Raw genomic sequence first — 26,445 nt, 5'->3', positions numbered from 1 at the left:
TTGAATAGGATTCGGAATTAATAGGGCTTATCAAAGTCACATTAATTCTGATTTCTAAAATCAGCAAGACAGTAAATTGATCTTTAAAAAAATAGAAGAAGTAATACTCAAATTTAGAAATAAATAAGGGTAGATTGTATCAAAATCGATTATTCGAAGTCAGAACTGAATGATCGATGTCGCAAACAAAGCGAAATCAGATACTTTAAGGATGTGAATCGCTTTGCTCGTCTTCATTGACGAATAGAGTGCAACACGTGTTTGAGGTTATAGGATCAAGCGACTAAGTGCATCTGGTGGATGCCTTGGCGATGATAGGCGAAGAAGGACGCGTTAGCCTGCGAAAAGCTACGGGGAGCTGGCAAATAAGCATTGATCCGTAGATATCCGAATGGGGAAACCCGGCCCTTTTGGGTCACTCACTGCTGAATACATAGGCAGTGTAGAGCGAACTCGGCGAACTGAAACATCTAAGTAGCCGAAGGAAAAGAAATCAACCGAGATTCCCAAAGTAGTGGCGAGCGAAATGGGAAGAGCCTGCATGTGATAAATCAAACTTTAGTGGAACAGTCTGGAAAGTCTGGCGACAGTGGGTGATAGCCCCGTACACGAAAAAGATTGGTTGGTACTAAGCATGCGACAAGTAGGGCGGGACACGAGAAATCCTGTTTGAAGATGGGGGGACCATCCTCCAAGGCTAAATACTCATCATCGACCGATAGTGAACCAGTACCGTGAGGGAAAGGCGAAAAGAACCCCGGGAGGGGAGTGAAATAGAACCTGAAACCGGATGCATACAAACAGTGGGAGCCCTTGAAAAATGGGGTGACTGCGTACCTTTTGTATAATGGGTCAGCGACTTACGTTCAGTAGCAAGCTTAACCGAGTAGGGGAGGCGTAGGGAAACCGAGTCCGAATAGGGCGCATAGTTGCTGGGCGTAGACCCGAAACCAAGTGATCTATCCATGGCCAGGATGAAGGTGCGGTAACACGCACTGGAGGTCCGAACCCACTAATGTTGCAAAATTAGGGGATGAGCTGTGGATAGGGGTGAAAGGCTAAACAAACTTGGAAATAGCTGGTTCTCCTCGAAAACTATTTAGGTAGTGCCTCATGTATCACTGACGGGGGTAAAGCACTGTTATGGCTAGGGGGTCATCGCGACTTACCAAACCATGGCAAACTCTGAATACCGTCAAGTGCGAGCATGGGAGACAGACTGTGGGTGCTAACGTCCATGGTCAAGAGGGAAACAACCCAGATCGCCGTCTAAGGTCCCAAATAATCAGTTAAGTGGAAAACGAGGTGGGAAGGCATAGACAGCCAGGATGTTGGCTTAGAAGCAGCCATCATTTAAAGAAAGCGTAATAGCTCACTGGTCGAGTCGTCCTGCGCGGAAGATGTAACGGGGCTCAAACTGATAACCGAAGACGCGAATATGCACGATGTGCATATGGTAGAGGAGCGTTCCGTAGGCCTGCGAAGGTGTCTTGAGAAGGATGCTGGAGGTATCGGAAGTGCGAATGCTGACATGAGTAGCGATAATGCGGGTGAAAAGCCCGCACACCGAAAACCCAAGGTTTCCTGCGCAACGTTCATCGGCGCAGGGTGAGTCGGCCCCTAAGGCGAGGCAGAAATGCGTAGTCGATGGACAACGGGTTAATATTCCCGTACCGATGTAAAGTGCGATGGGGGGACGGAGAAAGGTAGGTCAGCCATCTGTTGGAATAGGTGGTTTAAGCGAGTAGGCGTGTGGCTTAGGCAAATCCGGGCTGCTTTAACGCTGAGACGTGACGACGAAGTCTTCGGACTGAAGTGATTGATCCTATGCTTCCAAGAAAAGCCTCTAAGCTTCAGCTTTATATTGACCGTACCGCAAACCGACACAGGTGGGTAGGAAGAGAATTCTAAGGTGCTTGAGAGAACTCAGGAGAAGGAACTCGGCAAATTATCACCGTAACTTCGGGAGAAGGTGAGCCCAGAGTATGTGAAGGCCCTTGCGGCTGGAGCAGAAATGGGTCGCAGAGAAATGGGGGCTGCGACTGTTTATCAAAAACACAGCACTCTGCAAAGTCGAAAGACGACGTATAGGGTGTGACGCCTGCCCGGTGCTGGAAGATTAAATGATGGGGTGCAAGCTCTTGACTGAAGTCCCAGTAAACGGCGGCCGTAACTATAACGGTCCTAAGGTAGCGAAATTCCTTGTCGGGTAAGTTCCGACCCGCACGAATGGCGTAACGATGGCCCTACTGTCTCCTCCTGAGACTCAGCGAAGTTGAAATGTTTGTGAAGATGCAATCTCCCCGCTGCTAGACGGAAAGACCCCGTGAACCTTTACTGTAGCTTTGCATTGGACTTTGAAGTGGTTTGTGTAGGATAGGTGGGAGACATTGAAGCATGGACGCTAGTCTGTGTGGAGTCGTCCTTGAAATACCACCCTGACCCCTTTGAGGTTCTAACCTTGGTCCGTTATCCGGATCGGGGACCGTGCATGGTAGGCAGTTTGACTGGGGCGGTCTCCTCCCAAATTGTAACGGAGGAGCTCGAAGGTCGCCTAGGTACGGTCGGACATCGTACTGATAGTGTAATGGCATAAGGCGGCTTAACTGCGAGACAGACAAGTCGAGCAGGTGCGAAAGCAGGACATAGTGATCCGGTGGTTCTGAATGGAAGGGCCATCGCTCAACGGATAAAAGGTACTCCGGGGATAACAGGCTGATTCCGCCCAAGAGTTCACATCGACGGCGGAGTTTGGCACCTCGATGTCGGCTCATCACATCCTGGGGCTGTAGCCGGTCCCAAGGGTATGGCTGTTCGCCATTTAAAGTGGTACGTGAGCTGGGTTCAAAACGTCGTGAGACAGTTTGGTCCCTATCTGCAGTGGGCGTTGGAAATTTGAGGGGGGCTGCTCCTAGTACGAGAGGACCGGAGTGGACAGATCTCTGGTGTACCGGTTGTCACGCCAGTGGCATCGCCGGGTAGCTAAATCTGGAAGAGATAAGCGCTGAAAGCATCTAAGCGCGAAACTCGCCTCAAGATGAGATTTCCCCAAGGCTTTAAGCCTTTTAAAGGGTCGTTCGAGACCAGGACGTTGATAGGTCGGGTGTGGAAGCGCAGTAATGTGTTAAGCTAACCGATACTAATTGCCCGTAAGGCTTGATCCTATAACCTGAGACGCGTGTGCGCGACGGTATAATCTACCCAGATTAAGAGTTAAGTTTGAGTATTGAATTACTTCTTCTATTGAACTGAATGCGTTGTGGAGCAATAAGCACAACGTGTTAACCCGTTAAAGTCTGGCGACCATAGCGAGGTGGTCCCACTCCTTCCCATCCCGAACAGGACAGTGAAACACCTTAGCGCCGATGATAGTGCAGATTACCTGTGTGAAAGTAGGTCATTGCCAGACACCTTATGCAGTAAACAGAACCCCCGTACTCGAAAGAGGCGGGGGTTTTGCTTTGCGCGAAAGGAAAGCCGCTGCAGTGCAATTACAAAATCAAGCCTCTGTGGTTTGCGTGTTGGGTTACGCAATATCGCTGAGCGAGGTAAACCTCGCACGCAGACCGCTAACCCGACCTGCGGAGGACTGACATTCTTCATGCGTTTTATGGTTTATTCGCCGGTGTTTGCAAGGTTTAGTGCCAGCTCATTTTGGGCGGTTGGGGTGAATGGGTGTAGGTGGGCCAGGAATTGCTGGCTTGCTGCTGCCCATGAGAATTTCTCTGCGTGTTTGCGCACATCTTCGCGGTTTAATTTTAAAGAGTCTAAGCAGGCTTTTTGCAGATCTGTGTTGAGGGCACCAGGCCCGTCTTGGCCGATGACGTCGATTGGGCCGGTTACTGGATAAGCTGCAACCGGGCAGCCGCAGGCCATGGCCTCTAGCAGGACGAGGCCGAAAGTGTCTGTTTTTGATGGGAAAACAAAGGAGTCGGCTGCGTTATAGACTTGGGCAAGCTCCTCTTGGCTGAGTACACCTAGCCAGTTGATATTAGGGTATTTGCTGCGTAGCTGAGCGGCGGCTGGGCCATCACCACAAACCCATTTTGAGCCGGGTAAATCTAGCTCTAAAAATGCTTCTATATTTTTTTCTACAGCCACGCGGCCTACGTATACAAAAATAGGGTGGCGCGTTTGGAGGCGGTCTCTGCTACCGGGGCTAAATATTTTCAGGTCTACTCCGCGTGACCATATCACCACATTTTTAAAACCGCGCGCTTCTAGGTCTTTTACTACGACATGTGTAGGGGCCATGACGGCTTCTGCTGCATTGTGAAAGCGGGCCAACCAAGCGTAAGTCCAAGAAAGAGGAATGCCGATGCGTAGCTGTACATATTCTGGGAAACGAGAATGGTAGGCGGTGGTGAATGGTAGTTTGTTGCGGATGCAATAGCGGCGGGCCGATAGACCTAAGGGACCTTCGGTGGCGATATGAATGGCATCTGGGTTAAATGCTTTGATGCGTTGCGCAATTTTTCTGCCGGGGAATAAAGACAGTTGGATTTCGGGGTAAGTAGGGCAGGGAATGGTTTTGAATTCGAGTGGGGAGAGCACGTCAACGATGTGACCAAGATGTTCCAGTTCTTGACGGGTTTGCTTGAGAGTGCGAACCACGCCGTTGACTTGAGGTTCCCATGCATCAGTCACAATCAGAATATTCATGCTGTCATTCCTTCGAAAAGGGGAGAGTTAGGGGCGTACAGGTCGATTAGTTCGGCTTGTTGGTCGATAAAAAACTTTTGCCAAGTTAGGATACGGAGTTCGCCATTTTGTAACTCAACAAGGGCGGTCAGGCTTTCTACCCAGTCGCCGTCGTTACAGTAGAGCACCCCATCGATTTCACGCATTTCTGCTTTATGGATATGGCCGCAAATTACGCCATCCAGGCCGAGTGCTTTGGCTTCGGCGGCGACGGCCGTTTCAAAATTAGAGACAAAACTCACTGCCGACTTTACTTTGTGTTTCAGAAACTGCGACAAGGACCAATAACCTAAGCCCATCCGTGCACGAGCCCGGTTAAACCAATGGTTTAGTTTCAATGTAATGGTATAGAGCCGATCGCCCACAATCGCCAACCATTTTGCGCATTGCACAACGCCGTCGAAGCGATCGCCATGCAGCACAAGGAAGCGCTTGCCATTGGCCATGGTGTGAATGACTTCATCTTCGATGATAATCTCACCGAACATCAGCCCTAGGAATTGCCGTGCGCCTTCGTCATGATTGCCGGGGATATAGGTTACTTTGGTGCCTTTGCGGGCTTTTCTAAGGATTTTCTGGATGACGTCATTGTGGCTTTGTTGCCAGAACCAAGAGCGTTTTAAGGCCCAGCCATCGATAATGTCGCCAACTAAATAAAGATGATCGGCATCGCAATGCTTGAGAAAATCGAGTAAATAAGCGGTCTGGCAGCCTGATGTACCAAGGTGCAGGTCAGAGATCCAAATGCTACGAAACTTGAGAGTGATCTCCGACATACTGGTAGCTCTTGGAGGTAATGGAGCAATGATGCCGGTTTTATATGACAGATCAGTGATATAGAAGTTTGAACAGGGTGAGTGGAACTTTTCCGCCACAACCATGCTTGGGAGATAAGATATTGAAAAAAGAGCGCCCCGATTCACCGTGTATTGCCGTTTGTTCGACCGCCTTAGGCGATGATATATGCCGGGGGTGCGGCCGCGATGTGGTCGAGGTTTCAACTTGGGTGATGATGAGTGATGAGCAGAAAGATAAAATCTGGGCACGCCTAGAAGAGCAATGGCGGCAGGGCGGCAAAGTTGCGCCTTGGCTTAGATAGCTTATGCGCAGGGTCAGTAGATAAGAGTGGCAATGGCCGCTCTTGTCAGGGCTAGGTTTAGCTACGCAGCTCCCAAACTCCATATTCAATGCCGTTTTCGATCACCAGCATCCGCCATGCATAGTGTGGCTCTAATTGCGCACGTAGCGTTGCAAACGCTTCTGGTCCGCGAGCCTGATCGAAGCGGCTCCAAACAATGTAGCGAATATTCTGACTTTTGAGCCAAGCATCAGCGTTGGGCAGGGACGCGTGATAGAAGGCGCGGATTTTACCCGCTTCAGCCTGAATAAAAGGCGCTTGATTACGCCAAAGGCTTTCATGATCTGGCCAACCTAGAGCCGCAGCTTGGCCGCTGTGCAGGGCAAACGCGCTGGCAGGCGTGTAGGAGCCGCCGTCTAATCCCTCTAAAACGATACCTTTTTCTACCACGCGCAGATGATTCAAAATTGCCCGATGAACATAATCATTTTTTAACCAACCATCGCCAGCAAATTGCCCAAGGCTGGTTTTAGGGTGATGGTACCAATATTGTGCCTGTGGCAAAGCATAGGCGCAGACGGCGATCAGTGGCACGGCGGCCAGATACTGCTGCCAGCGCTTAGGGCTACTAAGCACAATAGAGCCAAGCAATAAGAGTGCCGCTGGATAAAGCCAGGACCACCACTTTAAGGTGGAGTTGAAGCGGTTATAAGTGCCCGAAAGCGGATCGTTGATATACACGAACTCCATCAAGCCAAGCAGCAGTAAAACCCCTGCCCCACTCCAGAATGCCAGCCGATTTTTAGGCCCTTGGCCTAGAGCCAAAGTGGCCAGCAGTAAGACCGGCCACCAAACAGCTAAGCCTTGGCGCAGTGGCGTATGGTCTTCTGCTGTGACTAAGGCAAAGCCCGCAGATAATGCATTCGGCGCGTAGCTATTGATAAAGGGGTAGAGCAGAGCTAAGGCGCAGCCAGCACCAGCAAGCAAGTATTTTAAATAGCAAGCTTGCCGACCTGCCCGGCGATAGATGCACCACCCCAAGACCAATAAGCCTTGCAAGGGCAGATTCCAGGCATTTATCGCAAGCAGCAGCGGCACACTCGCGCCTAAGGCAAAGGCCAGTGGTTTGGCTTTGTCTTCGTTTTCCAGCCGGATCATTAGCGCCAGCACAAAAAAGAGCAGAGCAAAGCCTGCTAATGGCGGATGTAAATCACCAAGGTAAATGTAATAAGACAGCGTTTCCAGTGGTAGCTCGCGAGGTGCTGCATCATCTGAAATTGGGGCTGCTTTGGGAAAAAGTGCTTGTCCTGCTGAGGTATTGATCTGTTGATCATAAAGCCCTGCAAATCGCGTATTGGCCCAGAGCTGGCTAATTGCAGCTTGATCGCTGTTGGCCGCTCCATAGAGCACAGGTAACAGCGGGGCCACGCCTGTACCGCCGACTAAGAGTGCTGCGATAACCAGGCCTTTTTTCCAGCGAGAAGTAAAAAAATGGCTTGCCACGCTCCAAGCCAAGCTGATGGTAAATGCGATGGTCAGGCAAAAGCCAAAGTTCATGGCTCGCCCAGCATCTAGCGCCAATACACGGCCCATCAAGGCGGTGGCGTAATGTAAAAAGCCGTAGTAAATATCAAAGCGGTAAGCGGGCAGCCAAACATCGATAGGAGGAAGCTGCATACCACTGAGGTAGTTGGATACAAAGGCCAAATCAGTCAGATGCTCAGATTGGCCATCAATATCGGGGAAAACAAAGCGCCAAGCAAACACATAGGCAAAGGATAGCCAGAATGGCAGCTCAGATCGCCAGCCACCGGATTTCCAGTGGCTAAATAATATGGGCAAGCTGATGAGGGTGCTAAGTGGCCAAACCCAGCTTAAACGGCCCAGACCGATAAAATGCTCGATAAAGAATAGGCCCGTCAGCAGAGTAAGTGTTCCGGCCGCTCTTGCAAGTTGTGCATCGGCGAAGTAGCGACTAAATAGGCGGCCTAGTGCGGCTAAATTTACAAGTAGAATGGCTGCTGTTAGCACCAAGTAAATCAAATGCATTGCTTGCTCCGATATAAGGCTTTGCTGACTGATTGTACATAAGTGCAAGCTTAAAATGATTTAATGAGTGCTAATGGCTTGTTTTAGCTGACAATCACCCTCGTTTTGTATGTGCTTACTATTCAGCTAAGCCAAGCTCTGGGCGCTATAAATATAAAAAGGGGAAAAAGGCGGCTTGCCAAGCGTGTGTGATTCCCGTTCAATCCACATCAGGCAGCTTGCGCGTCTACTTGCACTCTGTATGGGCTTACTCAGCTTTTTATGATCTGTTTGCTGATCGCCGCTCACAAAAGAGTTTGCTCTGCTTATGGTCTGCAGAATAATGATATGAAGGGCGGCAGGTAATGACACCTTAAGCGGTAATAGAAACGTGTGGCGCTTTAAGCGTTTTATCTGGATTTAACAAAGAGTACTGAATGGAAAAAATACTGAAATTAATGCAAACAGCCACGGTAGATCATGCCTTTGAGCTACTTTGCCAACTGATTGCCGAATTGCGCCCGGCTAAAGCTGAAAACACCACGCAAGCTGTGAACAATATTCAAGCGTTATGCTATTTACTTGAACAAAATATCGAGCTGCGTGCCGCTTTGCGCCGCCATTTATTGCATCTGTTGTCGACCACAAAACAAGTACATCTTTATACCGATACCGGCATTCTTTCGAATGAAAGCCTTTATGACGCACTGGTGAGGCGAATTGGCCATCGACTGCTGCCGCCTAAGCTTAATTTATCGTCATTAAAAGATTTATTTGGCGCTGCTTTTAATTACTCCGATGATTATGTGTGGTTTGGTAATGTACCGCATGAAGTGTGGCAGGATTTAGGCTTGGCATTGCATTTTCATGATGAAACAGACAGAGAAAGTATTAACCGCACTTTGGTGCAAATGTTGGAAGCGATTCAGGTTTTATCTTGCCGTGTTTCTGCCATTGGGCTTGAGCCGGAAATTGTAAAAAATCATCCGGATATTGAGCGGTTTGAATCTCCCTTTGTGCGGCAGAATGTTGAAACACTGGCGTGGATAGAGCGCTATCGCCAAGATTTAATTCATGATGGTAAGCCCAGTGAAGATGATTTACAGATTCGTGTATTGCTGGCGCAATGCGAAGAAGTCATTGCCAAAGTACGTAAAAACGCCGCCAAGCAAGGCGTGTCAGTTAGCCTGACCTATTTATTGATTCGATTGCGTCAGCATATTGATCGCTTAAAAACATTACTGACTTTAGCTAATCCTGACCCATCCCCGGAAAAATCAGCCACTTTGCTGTGCACCCTGCATGCTTTTGTAACGGCAGAAAATCGCAAGTACAGCTTGAAAGATTTATTTGCAGAAAATACCGAGTTGTTGGCCTTACAGGTCACCGAACATGCCAGCCATACAGGTGAGCACTATATTGCCGAAACGCGCCGCGATTGGGCAGGGATGTTTAAATCAGCCGCCGGTGCCGGGGTGATTGTTGGCTTTATGGCCATGTTAAAAATTCTGATTACTAAAGCGCACCTGCCTTTGCTGCTCGAAGCGATTGCTTTTAGCATGAATTATGCATTTGGCTTTATGTTTATCCATATCATGCACTTTACGGTGGCGACAAAGCAGCCCGCAATGACGGCAGCTAAAATTGCCGCATCGATTCATTTATCTTCTAAGCAAAAAGATGGTTTGAGTGATTTGGTTGAGCTGATTGTTAAAGTATTCAGAACGCAATTTGTGGCGATTGCCGGCAATGTTTTACTGGCCATGCCGGTGGCATTGCTGATTGGTATGGCTTGGCAATGGCAGCTGGGTGAGGCCTTTGTTAACACAGACAAAGCTAATCATTTATTGCAAGATTTAAGCCCGATTGCCAGCCTGGCTATTTTCCATGCAGCTATTGCCGGGGTATGCTTATTTATGTCGGGTTTGATTTCAGGTTATTACGATAACAAAGCAATTTATAATGAGATTCCTGAACGAATTGCTGCTCTGCCTTGGCTGAATCGCTTGTTTGGTACTGCCAGAACGCAAAGGATGGCTAATTATATTGAGCATAATTTAGGTGCTCTTGCGGGGAATTTCTATTTTGGGATTATGCTTGGATCTATTGGTACAATAGGTGCTCTGTTGGGGCTGCCGATTGATATCCGGCATATTACATTTTCATCTGCCAATTTTTCTTTTGCACTTGTTGCACAAAATTTCCAAATGGATTGGCATGTACTTGTGATTTCCCTCCTTGGAGTTGCTTTGATTGGGATGACCAATTTAGTGATTAGTTTCACTTTGGCGCTTTGGGTTGCATTACGTTCGCGTAAACTATCGTTTCGCCAGACAAGGCCTTTACTGGGCCAGTTGATAAGCCGGTTTTTAAAACGGCCTGCAGACTTTTTTATTCCAACTAAAGAAGAAGTATCGAGTGAAGCAAATGGCAATAGGCATTGAGTCAATCATCGATGGTTTGGCAGAGCATGGCTTTGCCGTTATGCCAGAGTTTTTAGAGCATGCCGAGGTCAATATCCTTGCTACCGTGATGCAAGAGCGGCGCGATTTATTTCATCGGGCTGGTGTAGGCAGACAAGCCGGCCATACGGTGATTGAGAAGATCCGTGGAGATGATATTTGCTGGGTTGAGCCTACAGATGCCATTGCGGCTAAGGTATTAAGCCAGTTAGATGATTTGAAAAACGAGCTGAATGCGGCTTTGTATTTGGGTTTGAGTGAGTTGGAGTGCCATTTTGCGGCCTATCCGATTGGTAGTTTTTATTCGCGTCATTTAGATCAGCACCGGGGCGAAGATGCTCGGGTGGTAACAATGGTTTTATATTTAAACCCGGAGTGGGAAAAAGATGATGGGGGAGAGCTGCGCTTATATCTAGACGAAGCGAATTATTTAGATATCCTTCCCGAAGGAGGCAAGTTGGTGGTGTTTTTATCTAATCGATTTGAGCATGAGGTCTTAATTAGTAAGCGTGAGCGTTTATCATTAACAGGTTGGTTTCGTCGCAGATCGATGTGATTCAGCACAATAGCAGGAGTAAAGTGTAAACTTTACTCCTGCTATTCGTTCAACCATATCAGTAAGGCCTTTAGGGAAGCGGTATCAATGCAGAATAAGAGTTTCACCTCTTTGCTATATAGGGGTGACAGATGAGCTTACTTCGTCGTTTTTGTATTTTGATCTTGCTATTAAGTAGCTCGCCTTCGTGGGCTATTTCGGTTTTATTTATTAATCCGGGCAAACAAAGTGAAACATTTTGGCTGAGCGTCAGCCAGGCTATGGCTGCGGCTGCGCAAAATTTGGGCATGGAGTTCAGGGTTGTTTATGCAGATCGTGATCATTTGCGTATGCCTTCTTTGTTACAAAAAACGCTGGCTGAAGGGCCCAAGCCTGATTATTTAATTGTGGTTAATGAAAGGCAAATGGCCCCCCCTTTATTGGCGATTGCAGAGCAGGCACAGATTCCTACTCTGCTTACATTGAATGATTTAACGCCTGAGCAAATGAAGCAGTTCGGGCCGCCCCGCTCCCACTTTAAATATTGGATAGGTAGTTTATATCCGGATAATCAGCAGGCTGGTTATTTGACGGGCAAGGCTTTATTAACACGATTAGTGCAAACGCAAAAACCTGCTGCTAATGGCTTCTATCAATTAGTTGCAATTGCAGGGGATAAATCGACGCCAGCATCTCAGGCGCGCGTGCAGGGTTTGCAAAAGGCTTTGCAAGAGTTTCCCAAGGTACAACTTAAGCAGATTGTTTATGGCAATTGGGGTAGAGGGCTTGCTGCAGAGCAGATGAATGTACTGAGCGATCGCTACCCTCAGGCGGCTGCGGTTTGGTGCGCCAGCGATCTAATGGCGTTTGGGGTGATTTCTAGCTTGGAGCAGCGTAAAGGGCCACATAAAGAAGTTCTAGTCTCTGCCATTAATTATTCCAATGATGCAGTCATGATGGTAAAAAATGGCCGCTTGACTACTCTATCTGCCGGGCATTTTATGGTGGGAGCATGGAGCATGGTGCTGCTGTATGATTATGCTCATGGTCGGGACTTTATTGGGCAGGGCACACAAATGCAATTGCCTTTATTTGGTTTAGTCAGCCCGTCGAACGCCCATTTATTTCTAGACCGGTTTAGCCCGCATGGTGTTAAGAAAATTCATTTTTCTAGCTATAGCAAAACACTTAATCCCAAAGTAAAGCAGTATGATTTTTCTTTAGAGTCCTTATTACAATGAGCGCACGTAAGCACTTTCAGCCGATCGCACAGCGGCTAAGTAAAATTTTATATCGCATTGGTTTTTTGCTGATGCTCGTGATTGTTATGGTTTATTCGGTACTGAGTTATTTTGATGTTGCTGAGAATTTACATGCGCAGCTAGTGAGTCTTGCTCAAGAGCACCGGCCTCGCTTAAGCGCTGCGCTATGGGATATTGATCCGATTGCGATTACTGAAGAGCTTGATAGCCTCTCGGCAGTAAGCAGCGTGGCAGGCATTGCGCTGATTACACCCAGTGGTGCTCGTTATATGCGAGGGGTGAGTGACGAGGTTTCGAAAGAATTAAGCTATACCGTGGAATTAATGCATAAGAGCAGCATTATTCCTGTTGGCCGCTTAACTTTGATCAGCGATCGTTATGAAATCTGGAAACAGGTTGCTTATCGGGTATTGCCTTTTGCACTTGCCCAATTATTATTTGTGATGGGGCTCTTATTTGCCTTGCAGCTTTTTTTACGCAAAGTGGTATTAAGGCGTTTGGATGCATTGACGATTCATACCCATCTTTTGCGCCCTGATCATTTAGATACCGCTCCTCCACCGCCTTTATTTGAAAGTCCTGTGCGGGATGAATTGGATAATTTATTGCAAGGTTTTGCGAATTTACAGAGTAATTTATTGCACCAGCAAAAGGAGCGGGGGCAATTAATTCATGCCTTAGCCGAGAGTCGTGATCAATTAGAGGTTGAAGTTGCACAGCGTACTGATGAATCGTTTTATTTGTCCGAATTTTTACAATTGCTATCCAAAGATGCGGCTCGATATTTAAGTATGCCGCTGGATGGGGCTGAATTTGGCTTAGAGCAAACCTTAAAAGACACGGGCCAGCTGATGGGGCTTGATACTTTAGTGGCAGTTCATTTTGCAGGCGAGATTCAACAAGGCAGCGTTTATTTATGGCATAAGGGCAATAAGAAAATTCGGCCTGATTTTACTTTAGCAAAGCGTAATTTGTTTCCATTAAGTGAAAAGAAACTGAATTCACAAGCTGCTTTTATGATGAGTGTGCCAAATGAATTGGCTGAAGAAAGCGGTGAAGCGGCATTATGCCGTGATTTACATTTGGCTAAGCTGGTCGCTTTGCCTTTAGATTTTAATGGCGAACGCCTAGGCGTTTTATTTGCAGGTTTATCCGATCAGCATCGCCAGTATTCTGAATTAGAAATGCGCTTACTCCCCCTAGTGGCGGGCTTATGTTCCAATGTATTAGCGCATCGCCGCCAGCAGTTATCTCTGCAAGAAACGAAGAATGCTTTGCTGGCTGCTAATCAGCAATTAGAGCGTTTAGCGGGGCATGATGCTTTAACTGGAATTGCCAATCGGCGCACTTTTGATGAGGTGCTTTTGCAAGATATGCGCAGAGCAAAGCGCCACAGCAAGCCGCTTTTATTGATCGTGCTGGATGTGGATTTATTTAAGCAATATAACGATTCTCATGGCCGGGATGCGGGGGATATCGCCTTGCAGAAAATCGCCGCAGTATTAGGAAAGTTTGCGGAGCGTTCAGGTGATTGTGCGGCACGGATTGGCGAGAAAGAGTTTGTTCTGTTATTGCCTAATACCGATTTGCATGTGGGCAAACTACTGGCCGAGCGGCTTCGTTTAGCGGTTATTAAACTTGGGCTTTTACATGAAGATGGCTCTGCGTTGACGATTAGCCAAGGCCTTGCCACTTATGCAGGGCCAGAAGAAGTCAGCGCGGCTGACTTCTTGCGTATGGCAGATAAAGCGCTTTATCGTGCAAAGAGGGGCGGACGCAATCAGGTGCAGTTTGTTGATTTAGCGACCTAAGCGCTGGCAAACAGTAGATACAGCACCCGCGGCATTGAGCGTATAGAAATGCAGGCCGGGTGCACCACCCGCTAAAACGCGATCTGATAGCTCGGTTACAAAGTCCAGACCAAAGGCACGGATCGATGCCGTGTCGTCGCCAAAGGCTTGTAAACGCAGCCTGAGCCAGCGGGGAATCTCTGCCCCGCACATATCAGAGAAACGTGCCAATTGGCTAAAGTTTTGGATAGGCATAATGCCCGGCACAATAGGAATCGTTACGCCGCGCGCATTCACTTCGTCTACAAAGCGGAAATAAGCATCGGCATTAAAAAAGTATTGGGTAATGGCCGAATTAGCACCTGCGCGCACTTTATTCACAAAATTGCGAATATCGGCTTCCGCGCTTTGGGCTTGCGGGTGAAACTCGGGATAGGCCGCCACTTCAATATGAAACCAATCACCAAATTCATCGCGTAAAAAACTCACTAATTCATTGGCATAACGAAACTCGCCAAAATCCCCCATTCCCGAAGGAATATCGCCCCGCAAAGCCACAATATGGCGAATGCCGTGGTCTTTATAGTTTTGTACAATGCTGCGAATACTTTCTTTGGATGAGCCTACACAGGATAGGTGTGGCGCAGCAGCATGGCCTTCGGACTGGATATCCAGCACGGCGTTCAGCGTGCCTTCCTGCGTTGTACCACCGGCGCCAAAGGTCACCGAAAAGAATTCAGGCTTAAATTGCGCCAATTGCCGACGCGTTGTGCGTAGTTTCTCTGCGCCTTCTGGCGTTCTCGGGGGGAAAAACTCAAAGCTGATAGGGGAAGGCGTCATGATTTTTTATCCTCTGTACTAATCAAATCATCTTAACATTGCCTCTCTGTTTATTGCATGCAGGCTATTCATTGCAAATATGAAAGAAATGAGCAAATTATGGTTGGAATTGCCGCATTTATTAGACTACGCGTAGCGATATTTCAAGAGGTATTTTTTTAAATTCAAAGGCTTAGCTTCTTATCGCCTTGTTGTATGCTGACGCCGTGCTTATGACTGCTTCATAGAAAGTAGTGGGCACTTTCAATATACTTAATAAGGATGGAGTTATGACTAAAAAGACTAGCAGCACCCGTATTGCCGTGTTAATTGCCTCGCTGATGTTGAGTATTTCAGCTTTCGCTTTGGATAACTGGCAGGAGGGAAAGACCTATAGCAGCGGCACTCAAGTGACGTATGCAGGTAAAACCTATCAAGCGTTGGTGACGCATACTGCCTATGTGGGAACCAATTGGAATCCGGCGGCAACGCCTGCTCTGTGGAAAGAAATTGCAGTAACGCCAACGCCAACGCCAACGCCAACGCCAACGCCAACGCCAACGCCAACGCCAACGCCAACGCCAACGCCAACGCCAACGCCAACACCAACACCAACACCAACACCAACACCAACACCAACACCAACACCAGGTACTCTGCCTAAACATGCTTTGGTAGGCTACTGGCATAACTTCACCAATCCAGCGGGCGATACTTTCCCTCTGGCTCTGGTGAGTGATGATTGGAATGTGGTGGTCGTGGCTTTTGCTGATAACGCAGGCAGCGGCAATGTGGCGTTTAATCTGGATAAAAATGCTGGTGGTGAGGCGAAATTTATTGCCGATGTGGCGGCCCTCAAGGCCAAGGGTAAGAAAGTGGTGCTGTCTTTAGGCGGGCAAGATGGCTCGATCACGCTGAATACGGCGGCAGATGTTAGCCACTTTGTTGATAGTCTCTATGCCATCATCACTAAATACGGCTTTGATGGGATTGATCTGGATTTGGAGAGTGGCAGCGGTGTTTCGGTTGGTGCGCCGATTATTAATAATCTGATTACCGGCGTGAAGCAGCTTAAAGCTAGGGTGGGGCCAAGTTTTTATCTGTCTATGGCTCCCGAGCATCCTTATGTGCAGGGAGGATATATTTCATACGGTAGTATTTGGGGTGCTTACCTACCGATTATTGATGGCCTGCGGGATGAGCTAACGGTGCTGCATGTGCAGTATTACAATAACGGCGGTTTTACCTCGCCGTATTCTACTGCCACGCTCAACGAAGGTACGGTGGATGCGCTGGTGGCGGGTAGCATGATGCTGATCGAAGGCTTCTCTACTAGTTATGGCACGGGTTGGGCTTTCAAAGGCTTGCGCCCGGATCAGGTGGCATTCGGCGTGCCATCGGGGCCACGATCCGCTGGTCGTGGTTTTGTGACCGCCAAAGTGGTGGCTGATTCACTCAGCTGCCTGACCAAGCTACAAAGCTGCGGCAGTATCAAGCCAGCTAAAGCGTATCCCGATTACCGTGGCGTGATGACATGGTCGATTAATTGGGATAAGTACGATGGGTATAATTTTTCTAAACCTGCGGCCGCTGCTTTAAAAACACTGCCTTAGCATTTTAGGGCGGGCATGCTTGTGTCGTTGTAGGGGCGTCGGGTTACGCGGTAAAACTGCTAACCCGACTTACGCAATGGCTTATTAAGGCGTACGTGTTTAGGTGCAAAAAGCAGCTGTTGTTTTTTCACTCACAAAATGATTGCCATCACCCTGTAGTTTCACAATACGCTGATCTCGCTTGATCTCCCAATCATCTACCGGATAAGTTTTGGCCCAAGCGCACATTAACTGCTGGTCTTGTCTGGATAGTTTGAGTTGATAACGTTCATACATATAAAAATGGATGCGGGCAATGCGGCCGCGGACTTCTTCCCTTGGCTGGGCTTTTTTATTTTTAAAGTCGACAATCGTTTTGCATTGGCCATACATGGGCTCGGGCTTGCTGGTCCATGCGCTATAAGAAAAATTGCTGCGATCACCATTTACTTCGCCCACCGATGGCACTAAGTTCACCAGATTGCCTTCGGCGCTTTTAAATTGCGGATCATTATTGCTGCAGTTTTTGCGGCCGCCGTTTTGCCAGCATTGCCGCTGATGGCCTAATACCCAGGCTGGTACAACATGCTCCCATTCTAAGCGCTGGGCGCGGGCTTCGTTTTTTCTGGGTATATAGCCGCAGCTGGCTAAATCCATTTCCTTGCCCTGATAGGCGCAACCGCAGTAAAAATCGCTTTCCATACCGCGGAATACATCGGGTAAAACTTGCTTGGCGCGGTTGAAATCCCGCGGGCCTGTGGCGGTACGGCCGCTTACTAATTCCACCGGCTCGTCTGGGGCGTTGTTTGGTTCTACTTCATTTTTTTGATTGAGTGCTTTATCTAGGGCCATTTCACCCAGCTTGGCGAGGGTTTTGGCTTCTTGGCTATGGGCTATTTTTGCGATTTGAGCCATGCTGCTATCGTCACAAGCGCTTAAACTGCAAATCAGAAGTATTATGGCAATTACATAATTGCTATGCTTTTTATTAAACTGCATTGCTTCGGTCTATTCCTGTACGGATTATTGTGTGATTGGCAAATAGAGCTGCATTTTATAAGACGCAGTGCACAGCATATTGCTTTTACAGGAAGTAAAAGAGGCTTAATAGGGGATTATTTCTTAGTGATTTGAATTAATTGTCTTTTTAAGCGCGCACATGAACAAAGCGTTCTTTAAATAAAAAGCCCTGCACCATATCTACATCTAGCTGACGAGCAATGGCGAGCTGCTCTATCGTTTCTATCCCTTCTAGTACAGTGCGTTTTCCTGAATCTTTTGCATAGCGAATCAAGCTTTCTAAAGCCATGCGATGATTGGTTTGATGCAGACTATCAAACCAACTGCGATCAAATTTTAAGCAATCGACTGCAATCAAGATGGGGAGCGATAGCATGGAATGAGGAGAGCCAATATCGTCTAATGCTAATTGGATATTCTTTTCATGAAATGCTTTGGCCATATTGGCGCTTTGGCGCGCATCAGAGATATCACTATTTTCTATGATCTCGAGCACCACATGTGTGCGGCAATGAATAAGCTCAAGTAAGGGATTGATTGCACCCGCAATATCGGCCACTGCATAGGCATCGGGATCAAGATTTAAAAACAATTCGCCGCTGGGGGCATTTTCTAATTGCAGTTGCTTCATGCGGTATTCCACTTGAAACAAAGTGAGCGGGCTTTCGTGTAGTGCATTAAAAAAATGATCGGCACGCAGCAGCTGCTCATCGCCCTGATAAAAACGGGCGAGCGCTTCATGGGCGACTGTTTCTAAACTGTGCGTATGAATTAAAGGCTGGTATTCAACGCCAAACCGTTGCTGTTGAATGACATCAAGCAAGAGGATTGGGGATAATTTAGGCATTGATTTTTTTAATGAGAATAATTCTCGTATTTTATAATGACTCAGATGCGGTGGTGTAAGAAAAATACTTACATGTCATGTAGTTGTTTTCGGCGGGAAGTGGCGGTGGTTTTTGCAGTAACCCGCCAGATGCTAAGCGAACAACGGCGTAAGCAGAGGGGCAATTAACACCATCACCACGCCAGAAACCATCATTGTAATGCAGGCCACTACGCCTTCTTCATTGCCAATTTCTCTCGCCTTTGCCGTGCCAACTGCATGGGCCGCAGCGCCAAATAGGGCGCCGCGTGCCAGTCTGGAGCGAAGCGGCAATAGCACCAGCATCAGCTCGCCAAACAGCATGCCCATCAAGCCGGTAATGACTACAAATAAAGCAGTTAGCTCGTGCGATCCACCCCAAGTATCGGATACCGCTAGTGCAAAAGGCGTAGAGATTGATCTGGGCAAAAGGCTGCGGGTGAGCTCAGGCGATAAATGAAATAACTTGGCGAGTAAAACGCAGCTCAGTAGTGCGGTGATGCAGCCCGCAATTACGCCAGCAGATAGAGCCAGCCAGTGCTTTACCATTAGGGCGCGGTATTCATACAGAGGCACAGCAAAAGCAACAGTCGCAGGGCCAAGTAGCCATAGCAGCCAGCGGGTATCGGAATAATAAGTTTCATAGGGGGTATGCGTTAGCAGCATAAAAGCCACCAGCAGCACCGGCGTTAACACCAGCGGTGCCAGCCACCAGCGCTGATGGCGTGCATATAAAAACTTGGCCAGAGCATAAGCACCTATCGTCAGCACTAGGCAGATGAGGGCTAGGGTGGAGGTTGTCATGATGCTGCTCGCTTTTTAGCCTTGGCCAAACGTAGCTGATGTTCAATTTTAAAAAAGCGGTCGACGACTAGTGCAGTCACGCACATCACCAGTGCCGTACCTAAGAAAATCACCACCAGGAGCTGCCAGCCTTCGCTGATAAAAAGTGCTTTGTACTTAACCATAGCGACAACTGCAGGTACAAAAAACAACAGCATTTCGGCTAGCAGCCATTGAGCGCCATCTTTTACCCAACTGAGTGGCACACCCAAAAGCAGTAGTACAAAGACAATGCCCAGCCCCAATACGCCGCCCGGCACCGGCAAGCCAGTGCGGCGTACAAACCAGTCAGATGCCAGCCAGATGGCAATCAAGAGGCCAATTTGGGCAAGCACACGGAAAAAGGAAAACAGCTTCTTAGGCACGACTTCAACTCCTTGTCATAGGGCTTGATCTTACGCCCTCTAGATAAATAGCTGAAATGACTTATTATCATGATATCTATTCCAATTTGGCATGAGCCGTGGATATCAAAGCACTGCGTTATTTTATCGAAGTGGTGAACTTGCAAAGCTTTACCGCAGCGGCTGCAGCACTGAATGTGACTCAGCCTACTATTAGCAAAATGGTCAAAAGCCTGGAAGAAGAGCTCGGTATGCCGCTCCTGCTACGCGAATATCGTCGCTTTCATTTAACCGATGCGGGCCGCGTGGTACTGAAACGTGGTCAGGAAGTGCTGGCAGCAGAAGCGCGCCTGCAAGCCGAATTGGCTGATCTAAATACCATGGCGGTGGGCGAGTTGGTGCTAGGCGTGCCACCTTTGGCCGGTATGTTATTTATCCCGCTGATTGCTCATTTCAAACGTCTTTACCCACAGATTGAGCTGACCTTACGTGAAGAAGGAGGCAAGGCTATTGAAGCCGCCTTGGACGCGGGGGAGCTAGAGGTGGGCGGATTGCTGCTGCCCGTCGATGAAAATCGCTTTGAAATGCTGCCGCTATCGGATGACCGTCTGGTTTTAGTTGCATCAACAACATCCAAATGGCAGGGCCGATCTGCCGTGCGCCTGATCGAGCTGAGCACGGAGCATTTTGTACTCTACAGCGCTTCTTATTCGCTAAACGATAGAGTGCTGGCCGCCTGCCAAGCGCAAGGCTTTAGCCCGCAAATTGCGGGGCGAAGCGGGCAATGGGAATTTATGGTGGCCTTGGTTGAAAGCGGCCTGGGTGTGGCGCTTCTTCCCGAATCGGTCGCCCGCCGTATTACCCTCGGTCGCTGTGTGATCGCCGCCTTAAGTGAGCCCGAAATTCCATGGCGAATAGCGTTGGGCTGGCGCAAAGATGTCTATCTATCGCACGCAGCAAGGGCGTGGATTGAGGGGTTGCGGTGAGGGTGATTTGCAAAAAGGGAGTGCTGTGCTTGCTGTTTCAGAAACGCAGGCGAAAAAAAAGGATTTCAGGCTGAGCCTTGAAATCCTTGATTTATCTGTACCTAACGAGTGGTGCCCGGGGTCGGACTCGAACCGACACACCTTGCGGCGAGGGATTTTGAGTCCCTTGCGTCTACCAATTTCGCCACCCGGGCTCGTTCAGTGCAGGAGTCGGATTATGTAGAAACCCGCTTTGCTTGGCAAGCATTATCTGCCGTTAATCGCGTATTTTTACTAAAAAATAATATAAATTGTTGTTATCTAAGGCGGTTTTTTTATTGAAAGTTTGCCGATTCATACAGCCAGCTGAACAAAGAATCGGGTGCTTGGATGAATTTGTCAGCAAACTTTCTGTCTTTCTCAAGCCAAAAAGATTTTTATACTTCTTTTTTAAGCGTTAAAGCGCGTTCATACAGTGCATTTTTAGGTGCGCCGGTGATGGATACGGCCAGAGCCACGGCTTGTTTGAGCGGCAGCTCGGCAATCAAAGGCAATAAAACGTTATCGTAATCTGCCCCGTCGGCTTTGGTCGCTCGTGGTGCTGCATTCACTACCACGACCGATTCGCCTCGCTCCTGATTGCTATCGCTGGCTACCCAAGCGGCTAGCTCGCCAAGAGGCAGGCGGCGGATGGTTTCAAAGGTTTTAGTGATTTCACGGCAGAGTACGGCTTCGCGCTCCGGACCAAATACGCTGGCCATATCGTTTAAACAATCCACAATACGATGTGGCGCTTCATAAAATACACTAATGAAGTTTTGTTCTTTTAGCGCAGCCAGTGCATCGCAGCGTTGCTTGGTTTTTGGCGGTAAAAAGCCATAAAACAAGGCATGCGGGCAGTTAAAACCACTGGCTGATAAGGCGGTTGTTAGTGCAGAAGCGCCGGGAACAGGAATAATCTTGCAGCCGGCTGCGTGTGCTGCTGCAGCAAGCAGGGCACCTGGGTCAGATACTGCAGGTGTTCCAGCATCGGATACTTGGGCGATGGTTTCACCGGCCAGCATGCGGGCAACGAGTTTTTCAGCCATGCTGTGTTCGTTGTGCTCTCGCAAAGACACCATCGGCGTTGAAATATTAAAATGTTTAAGTAGCTGCCCAGTAACACGGGTATCTTCGGCCGCAATCACATCGGCCCCTTTTAATGCGGCAATGGCGCGAGGCGTCATGTCGTTAAGGTTACCGATTGGGGTGGCCACCACATATAATGCGGACTTAATAATAGGATTGGATTCTGTATGCACGCTAAGGCTCTCCTTTTTGCTTCGGAATTGCGCAGTGCGCTAGGGTCCGTACTATACGGTGCTGTACTGCTTACTGCCATAGCAGGCTGCGCTGCTGCGCCAGTTATTCCTCCTGTGGCGGCAAAACCAACGTTTACGATTGCAGCGCAGGCCAACGCCGCTGAGGCAAGTGCGGTGCACGTTTTACCCCTCGTCCCAACTACCGATCCTAAACCTGTGCGCCGTGATGGTTTTATTGCGGTATTGCTACCGGGCAAGAGCAAAGCAATGCGCCCGGCCGTGGATGCGATTAAGGCCGGGGTGCTGGCGGCAGAAAAATCGAATGGTAATGCTGAGCTGCCAGTGGTAAAAATTTTTGATACGGACGATTTGCCTGAAGAGGTGCTGGAGCAATTTAAACAGCTTAGCCAGCAAGGTGCGGTGGCGGTTATCGGGCCTTTAACTAAGCCATCCATTAATTATCTGGCGGATACAGGTGAGTTTGATATTCCTGTGATTGCTTTGAATTCTTTTGATGAAAAAACATTGCGTCGTGCCCAGCTCTATAGCTTTTCACTATCAATAGAGCAAGAAGCCCAGCAAATGGCCAAGCATATGTTTGATGAGGGCTTGCGTATGCCTCTGGTTTTGCAAGGCGATAGTCCTTTGTCAGCAAGGATGGTGCAGGGTTTTGCTGATGCCTGGCAGGAGGCAAATGGCTCATTACCTAAAATTTTTACTTTAAAAGATGCACGCAGCCAGGCGCAGCTTTTGCGCGATCAGCTGAAAGAAGGCGAGCATGATTCGGTTTTTTTTGCGGCTAATTCGAGGCAAACGCGCTTGTCTCGCCCTTTTGTGGGTAATGAGCGGCCCGTTTATGCCACCAGCCAAATTAATCCTGGTCATTTGAGCAGAACGGCCCGTGTGGACATGAATGGGATTCGTTATTTAGAAGCACCGTGGATTTTGAATCCGTTCAACAGCGATTACACCTTATTAAACCGCATTCGTTCTAAATCAAATGATGTTGAGCGCTTATTTGCTTTAGGCGTTGATGCTTGGAAATTAGCCACGCTATTAAGTAAAAAAGAAGAGATTAATTTTGATGGCTTAAGCGGTGGTATTAGTTTGGGCAGTGGTGGCCTGATTGTGCGCGAACTAACGCTGAATACTTTTAGTAGCGCAGAAGAAAGCGCGCCGGTCATTCCTGCGCCATGAATAATTTAGGCCTTGCCGCTGAAAACGCAGCCGTGATTTTTTTGCAGCAGCAGGGCTTAAAAATCATTGCGCGCAACTGGCAATGCCGCCGTGGTGAAATTGACATACTCGCTAAGGATGGTAATACCTTAGTATTTGTAGAGGTGCGGCAGCGCCGTAATGCGCGCTTTGGTGGGGCAGCGGCCAGCATAAGCCCGGCGAAACGCGCTAAACTGCGGGCGACAGCACAATATTACCTAATAAATGTTTCTCCTTTACCGCCTTGCCGCTTTGATGCAATTTGCTTTGAAGGGGAAACGATCAACTGGCTCAAAAACTGTATAGACGCCACTGAGGGATAAAAATGGATTTAGCACAACGTATTCGACAGCATTTTCTAGATAGCATCGACGCCAAGCAAATGGCGATGGAGCTGCTATCCCCAGGGATTCGCATTGGTGCCGAGAAAATGGTGCAAACCTTTATCTCGGACGGCAAAATCTTAACGTGTGGCAATGGTGGCTCCGCTGCTGATGCACAGCACTTTGCCGCAGAAATGGTGGGCCGCTTCGAGCGTGAACGCCCAGGTTTGGCTGCGGTGGCTTTATCGACCGATACTTCGGCGATTACCGCAATTGCCAATGATTACGACTACGATCTGGTTTTCTCTAAGCAAGTGCATGCCTTGGGACGCCCGGGCGATTTGCTGATTGCGATCTCTACATCGGGCAATTCGGCCAATGTGATTTCAGCGATTCATGCCGCGCATGATCGGCAAATGAACGTCATTGCCTTTACTGGGCGGGACGGCGGGCAAATTGGTGAGATTCTTTCGGGGGACGATGTGCATCTGTGTGTGCCTGTGCAGCGCACGGCGCGGATTCAGGAAGTCCACATTACGATGATTCATGCTTTATGCGATGCGGTTGATTATATGCTGCTGGGCGGCGAATGATGCGGCTAGAAAGCGCATTACTCGCCTTGGGGCTGGCAGCATCATTATCTGCCTGCGTGCCGATTCTATTAGTGGGCGGTGTCGCTGTGGGCGCTATGGTGGGGTCGGATCCACGTAAATCAGAAGTGATTAAAACGGATTTTGATTTAGGCGCCAAAATTAGCAGCGATTTGATCGATACATGGAAAGAACAAGCCCATGTGAACGTGACTGCCTTTAATGGCATCGTGCTGCTGACGGGTGAAGTGCCAGATGAGGCGGCTAAAGCCAAGGCGTATGAGATTGCGCAGCGGCAATCAAGGGCGCGCAAGATCTACAATGAAACCGTTGTTTCTGTGCCCTCTACTGCCGCGAATCGCTTATTTGATACGCAGCTAACTGCAAGGGTTAAAACGGCCTTGCTGGCCGATGCCAATGATGCCGATGCAGTGCATTTGCAAGTGATTACCGAGCGTAGCGTGGTTTATCTGATGGGCGTAAGCAGGCCCGATATCGCCGAATCTGCCGCTCGTGCTGCTAGCCGTGTATCGGGTGTGCGGCAGGTGGTGAAGCTGGTTGAGCCTTTAGCTGGAAGTTAATGCTTGGGGATATTTATTAAAAAGCGAGCTGACAGGCTCGCTTTTTGTTGCACTGCATAAAAATCATGACCGGTGGTCGGTAAGATTGGTGTGCGCAGCACATTAGCTTACAAGGAAAAGGTCGTATTTGTGCCTGTCCATGCTAAAATTAAAGACTGTAAAGTGCGCTTTTTGTGCATTGCTAGCTGTCTTGCTTTTCTACTGCTAAGCCGCATGCGGCCTTATAGATAGCCAGATTGCTTTCACGCCTTCCCCAATTACTTTTGCTGGAGTACAGGATGACATCCTCGATTTTTACCGCAGTAGAAATGGCACCTCGCGATCCGATCCTGGGTCTTAATGAAGCCTTCAATGCCGATACACGTGCTGGCAAGGTTAATCTGGGTGTAGGTGTGTATTACGATGACAATGGCAAGATTCCATTGTTGGCTGCAGTAAAAGCGGCCGAAAAAACCCGCATGGATGCTCAGCCGCCTCGTGGCTATCAAGCCATCGAAGGCCTTGGTGCATACAATCAAGCAGTACAAAATCTGGTATTTGGTGCAGACAGCGAGTTGGTTTCATCAGGTCGTGTGGTTACCGCAGAAGCTTTAGGCGGCACTGGCGCTTTGAAAATCGGTGCTGATTTCTTAAAGCGCCTTGATGCCAACGCTAGCGTTTATATCAGCGATCCAAGCTGGGAAAACCACCGCGCATTGTTTGAATCGGCTGGTTTTAAGGTAGAAAACTACCCTTACTACGATGTAGCGACTCGCGGTGTTAATTTCACATCGATGAAGGCCGCTTTACTTGGCTTGCCAGCAGGTTCGATTATTGTCTTGCACGCTTGCTGCCACAACCCAACGGGCGCAGATATGAGCGATGCGCAGTGGGCCGAAGTGGTTGAAGCCTGCCGTGAGCGTAAGCTGGTTCCGTTCCTCGATATGGCTTATCAAGGCTTTGCCGATGGCATTGAAGAAGATGCAGTTGCTGTGCGTTTATTCTCTGCTTCTGGCCTGCAATTCTTTGTTTCCAGCTCATTCTCTAAGAGCTTCTCGATGTATGGCGAGCGCGTAGGTGCCTTGTCTATCGTGACCGAAAACCGTGAAGAAGCGGGCCGTGTATTAAGCCAGCTTAAACGTGTGATTCGCACCAACTACTCCAACCCGCCGATTCACGGCGGTGCTGTGGTGGCGGCGGTATTGGCGAACCCAGAATTGCGTCAGCAGTGGGAAGACGAGCTAGCTGGTATGCGTGATCGTATCCGTGCCATGCGTACCAGTTTGGTTGCCAAACTGGCAGAGCGCGGTGTGGCGCAAGACTTTAGCTTTGTAGCGGCTCAGCGCGGTATGTTCTCCTATACCGGCCTGACAGCGGCTCAGGTTGAAGTGCTGAAAGATGAGTACGGCATTTATGCTGTGTCGACTGGTCGTATTTGTTTGGCTGCACTCAATACTAAAAACATTGATTACGTAGCGGATGCGATTGCTAAAGTGCTGTAAATTTAGCTTGCGCTCAATAAAAAACCCGCGAAGCGATTCGTGGGTTTTTTATTGCTGAAAATCGTAAGGGCTCGGCAGTCACGGCAAGGCCCCTTATTCAGCCGTTGCGCCAAGAAAAATGCCGTTCACTTTCTTTTTTTTATGGGTAAAAATTAGCCCACCATAGATGCTACCTGCTACAAACTGATTGGAGTCACTCTCTTCTTTATTCCAATAAGGTTTGTAGGCCTTCATCACCTCTTGAGTGGAGCTGCCAATTCGGATGCCACGCTGGGTATTTAAAGTGCTGGGCGCAAATAGGGTGATTGATGCTATTTTTTTTGCGCCTTGTTTTTTATCTGAAACCATATCCAGCGTAATACCACAATCGGCATAGGCCCACTCCTGATGATAGGCCCCGTCTGCCCCCCACAATTGATCAGGCCCCCGTTTTTCTTTGCAGCTGATTGCTTTTCTGACTTCTTTCTCAGGAAGATCAATCAGTAGATTGCCTATTTTCTCTTCTCGCAGCAGGGCAAATTCATCAGCAGCCCAAGAAGCATGACAAATAAATCCAAACATCATGCCAGTAATGATTTTTCTTAGCGGCTTCATTGATACCTCTGTTTAACGTGAATGAGCTTGTGGCCAGCAGGGAGGGTAAATCCCCT

At 48.5% G+C, this 26,445-nt stretch carries 22 protein-coding genes, 1 tRNA gene and 2 rRNA genes; 14 read left to right on the top strand and 11 right to left on the bottom strand.

Annotated features, from left to right (window positions below; all coding sequences use genetic code 11):
* The first annotated feature begins 273 nt into the window (after positions 1-273).
* Both VN23_RS15260 and rrf read left to right on the top strand, forming a co-directional pair.
* Positions 274-3,164, top strand: a 23S ribosomal RNA gene (locus VN23_RS15260).
* Positions 3,165-3,295: 131 nt separating this feature from the next.
* Positions 3,296-3,409, top strand: a 5S ribosomal RNA gene (gene rrf / locus VN23_RS15255).
* Between the two features lie 206 nt (positions 3,410-3,615).
* On the opposite strand, the gene VN23_RS15250 is transcribed toward rrf, so the two are convergent.
* Positions 3,616-4,662 (bottom strand): glycosyltransferase family 4 protein, encoded by a 1,047-nt coding sequence (locus tag VN23_RS15250; protein WP_046351362.1) that lies wholly within the window; start codon positions 4,660-4,662, stop codon positions 3,616-3,618.
* On the bottom strand, positions 4,659-5,477 hold the full coding sequence (locus VN23_RS15245) for a UDP-2,3-diacylglucosamine diphosphatase (RefSeq protein WP_046351363.1): 819 nt from the start codon (positions 5,475-5,477) through the stop codon (positions 4,659-4,661). Before VN23_RS15245 ends, VN23_RS15250 begins: the two co-directional genes overlap by 4 nt.
* 122 nt (positions 5,478-5,599) lie before the next feature.
* On the opposite strand from VN23_RS15245, the gene VN23_RS15240 reads away from it, so the two are divergent.
* On the top strand, positions 5,600-5,800 hold the full coding sequence (locus tag VN23_RS15240; protein WP_231743276.1) for a DUF1289 domain-containing protein: 201 nt from the start codon (positions 5,600-5,602) through the stop codon (positions 5,798-5,800).
* A gap of 57 nt (positions 5,801-5,857) precedes the next feature.
* On the opposite strand, the gene VN23_RS15235 is transcribed toward VN23_RS15240, so the two are convergent.
* The gene (locus VN23_RS15235; RefSeq protein ID WP_046351364.1) at positions 5,858-7,828 is read right to left on the bottom strand and encodes a DUF2298 domain-containing protein; all 1,971 of its coding nucleotides are present in this window, start codon (positions 7,826-7,828) and stop codon (positions 5,858-5,860) included.
* A 416-nt stretch (positions 7,829-8,244) separates the two neighbouring features.
* Between VN23_RS15235 and VN23_RS15225 the strand changes: the two genes are divergently transcribed.
* The 4 genes from VN23_RS15225 to VN23_RS15210 all read left to right on the top strand — a co-directional run bounded on the left by VN23_RS15225 (position 8,245) and on the right by VN23_RS15210 (position 13,877).
* Positions 8,245-10,251, top strand: a complete 2,007-nt coding sequence (locus tag VN23_RS15225) for a site-specific recombinase (protein WP_046351366.1) — start codon at positions 8,245-8,247, stop codon at positions 10,249-10,251.
* The gene (locus tag VN23_RS15220; RefSeq protein ID WP_046351367.1) at positions 10,235-10,825 is read left to right on the top strand and encodes a 2OG-Fe(II) oxygenase; all 591 of its coding nucleotides are present in this window, start codon (positions 10,235-10,237) and stop codon (positions 10,823-10,825) included. The genes VN23_RS15225 and VN23_RS15220 overlap by 17 nt, the downstream gene beginning before the upstream one ends.
* Positions 10,826-10,956: 131 nt before the next feature.
* Entirely contained in the window at positions 10,957-12,045 is a 1,089-nt protein-coding gene (locus VN23_RS15215) for an ABC transporter substrate-binding protein (RefSeq protein WP_046351368.1), read from the top strand.
* Positions 12,042-13,877 (top strand): GGDEF domain-containing protein, encoded by a 1,836-nt coding sequence (locus VN23_RS15210; RefSeq protein ID WP_052746522.1) that lies wholly within the window; start codon positions 12,042-12,044, stop codon positions 13,875-13,877. Before VN23_RS15215 ends, VN23_RS15210 begins: the two co-directional genes overlap by 4 nt.
* Here VN23_RS15210 and metF read toward each other — a convergent pair.
* Positions 13,866-14,696: a methylenetetrahydrofolate reductase [NAD(P)H] gene (gene metF, locus VN23_RS15205; RefSeq protein WP_046351369.1), complete on the bottom strand. Its 831-nt coding sequence runs from the start codon at positions 14,694-14,696 to the stop codon at positions 13,866-13,868. The genes VN23_RS15210 and metF overlap by 12 nt on opposite strands.
* Positions 14,697-14,965: 269 nt before the next feature.
* Here metF and VN23_RS15200 point away from each other — a divergent pair, with 269 nt between their 5' ends.
* Entirely contained in the window at positions 14,966-16,288 is a 1,323-nt protein-coding gene (locus VN23_RS15200) for a chitinase (protein WP_082752799.1), read from the top strand.
* A gap of 99 nt (positions 16,289-16,387) precedes the next feature.
* On the opposite strand, the gene VN23_RS15195 is transcribed toward VN23_RS15200, so the two are convergent.
* From VN23_RS15195 to VN23_RS15180, 4 genes are all read right to left on the bottom strand, one after another.
* Positions 16,388-17,182 carry an endonuclease gene (locus tag VN23_RS15195; protein ID WP_082752927.1) on the bottom strand — a complete coding sequence of 265 codons (795 nt, stop codon included), beginning with the start codon at positions 17,180-17,182 and terminating at the stop codon, positions 16,388-16,390.
* A 232-nt stretch (positions 17,183-17,414) separates the two neighbouring features.
* Positions 17,415-18,134, bottom strand: coding sequence for an EAL domain-containing protein (locus VN23_RS15190; protein WP_052746523.1), 720 nt, complete (start codon positions 18,132-18,134; stop codon positions 17,415-17,417).
* A 132-nt stretch (positions 18,135-18,266) separates the two neighbouring features.
* A complete protein-coding gene (locus VN23_RS15185) occupies positions 18,267-18,956 on the bottom strand; it encodes an LrgB family protein (protein ID WP_046351370.1) in 690 nt (229 codons plus the stop codon).
* Complete coding sequence (locus VN23_RS15180) at positions 18,953-19,360, bottom strand: CidA/LrgA family protein (RefSeq protein ID WP_046351371.1); 408 nt, start codon at positions 19,358-19,360, stop codon at positions 18,953-18,955. The genes VN23_RS15185 and VN23_RS15180 overlap by 4 nt, the downstream gene beginning before the upstream one ends.
* A gap of 98 nt (positions 19,361-19,458) precedes the next feature.
* Here VN23_RS15180 and VN23_RS15175 point away from each other — a divergent pair, with 98 nt between their 5' ends.
* Positions 19,459-20,325 carry a LysR family transcriptional regulator gene (locus tag VN23_RS15175; protein ID WP_046351372.1) on the top strand — a complete coding sequence of 289 codons (867 nt, stop codon included), beginning with the start codon at positions 19,459-19,461 and terminating at the stop codon, positions 20,323-20,325.
* A gap of 109 nt (positions 20,326-20,434) precedes the next feature.
* Here VN23_RS15175 and VN23_RS15170 read toward each other — a convergent pair.
* Positions 20,435-20,519 (bottom strand) — tRNA-Leu (locus VN23_RS15170).
* A gap of 222 nt (positions 20,520-20,741) precedes the next feature.
* Positions 20,742-21,605 (bottom strand): 16S rRNA (cytidine(1402)-2'-O)-methyltransferase, encoded by an 864-nt coding sequence (gene rsmI / locus VN23_RS15165; RefSeq protein WP_231743273.1) that lies wholly within the window; start codon positions 21,603-21,605, stop codon positions 20,742-20,744.
* Between rsmI and VN23_RS15160 the strand changes: the two genes are divergently transcribed.
* From VN23_RS15160 to VN23_RS15140, 5 genes are all read left to right on the top strand, one after another.
* Positions 21,600-22,802, top strand: a complete 1,203-nt coding sequence (locus VN23_RS15160) for a penicillin-binding protein activator (protein ID WP_046351373.1) — start codon at positions 21,600-21,602, stop codon at positions 22,800-22,802. The genes rsmI and VN23_RS15160 overlap by 6 nt on opposite strands.
* Positions 22,799-23,143, top strand: a complete 345-nt coding sequence (locus VN23_RS15155; protein ID WP_046351374.1) for a YraN family protein — start codon at positions 22,799-22,801, stop codon at positions 23,141-23,143. The genes VN23_RS15160 and VN23_RS15155 overlap by 4 nt, the downstream gene beginning before the upstream one ends.
* Before the next feature lie 2 nt (positions 23,144-23,145).
* Complete coding sequence (locus tag VN23_RS15150) at positions 23,146-23,736, top strand: phosphoheptose isomerase (protein WP_046351375.1); 591 nt, start codon at positions 23,146-23,148, stop codon at positions 23,734-23,736.
* Complete coding sequence (locus tag VN23_RS15145) at positions 23,733-24,314, top strand: BON domain-containing protein (protein ID WP_052746524.1); 582 nt, start codon at positions 23,733-23,735, stop codon at positions 24,312-24,314. The genes VN23_RS15150 and VN23_RS15145 overlap by 4 nt, the downstream gene beginning before the upstream one ends.
* A gap of 278 nt (positions 24,315-24,592) precedes the next feature.
* Positions 24,593-25,795 carry an amino acid aminotransferase gene (locus tag VN23_RS15140; RefSeq protein WP_046351376.1) on the top strand — a complete coding sequence of 401 codons (1,203 nt, stop codon included), beginning with the start codon at positions 24,593-24,595 and terminating at the stop codon, positions 25,793-25,795.
* A 93-nt stretch (positions 25,796-25,888) separates the two neighbouring features.
* Here the strand turns inward: VN23_RS15140 and VN23_RS15135 are convergent, their stop codons facing one another.
* Positions 25,889-26,389 carry a hypothetical protein gene (locus VN23_RS15135; RefSeq protein WP_046351377.1) on the bottom strand — a complete coding sequence of 167 codons (501 nt, stop codon included), beginning with the start codon at positions 26,387-26,389 and terminating at the stop codon, positions 25,889-25,891.
* Between the last annotated feature and the right edge of the window lie 56 nt (positions 26,390-26,445).

The sequence above is a fragment of the Janthinobacterium sp. B9-8 genome, assembly GCF_000969645.2.
Lineage (GTDB): Bacteria > Pseudomonadota > Gammaproteobacteria > Burkholderiales > Chitinibacteraceae > Iodobacter.
The sequence above is the reverse complement of the archived record's forward strand: the minus strand, read 5'-3'. Positions and strand labels throughout refer to the sequence as shown.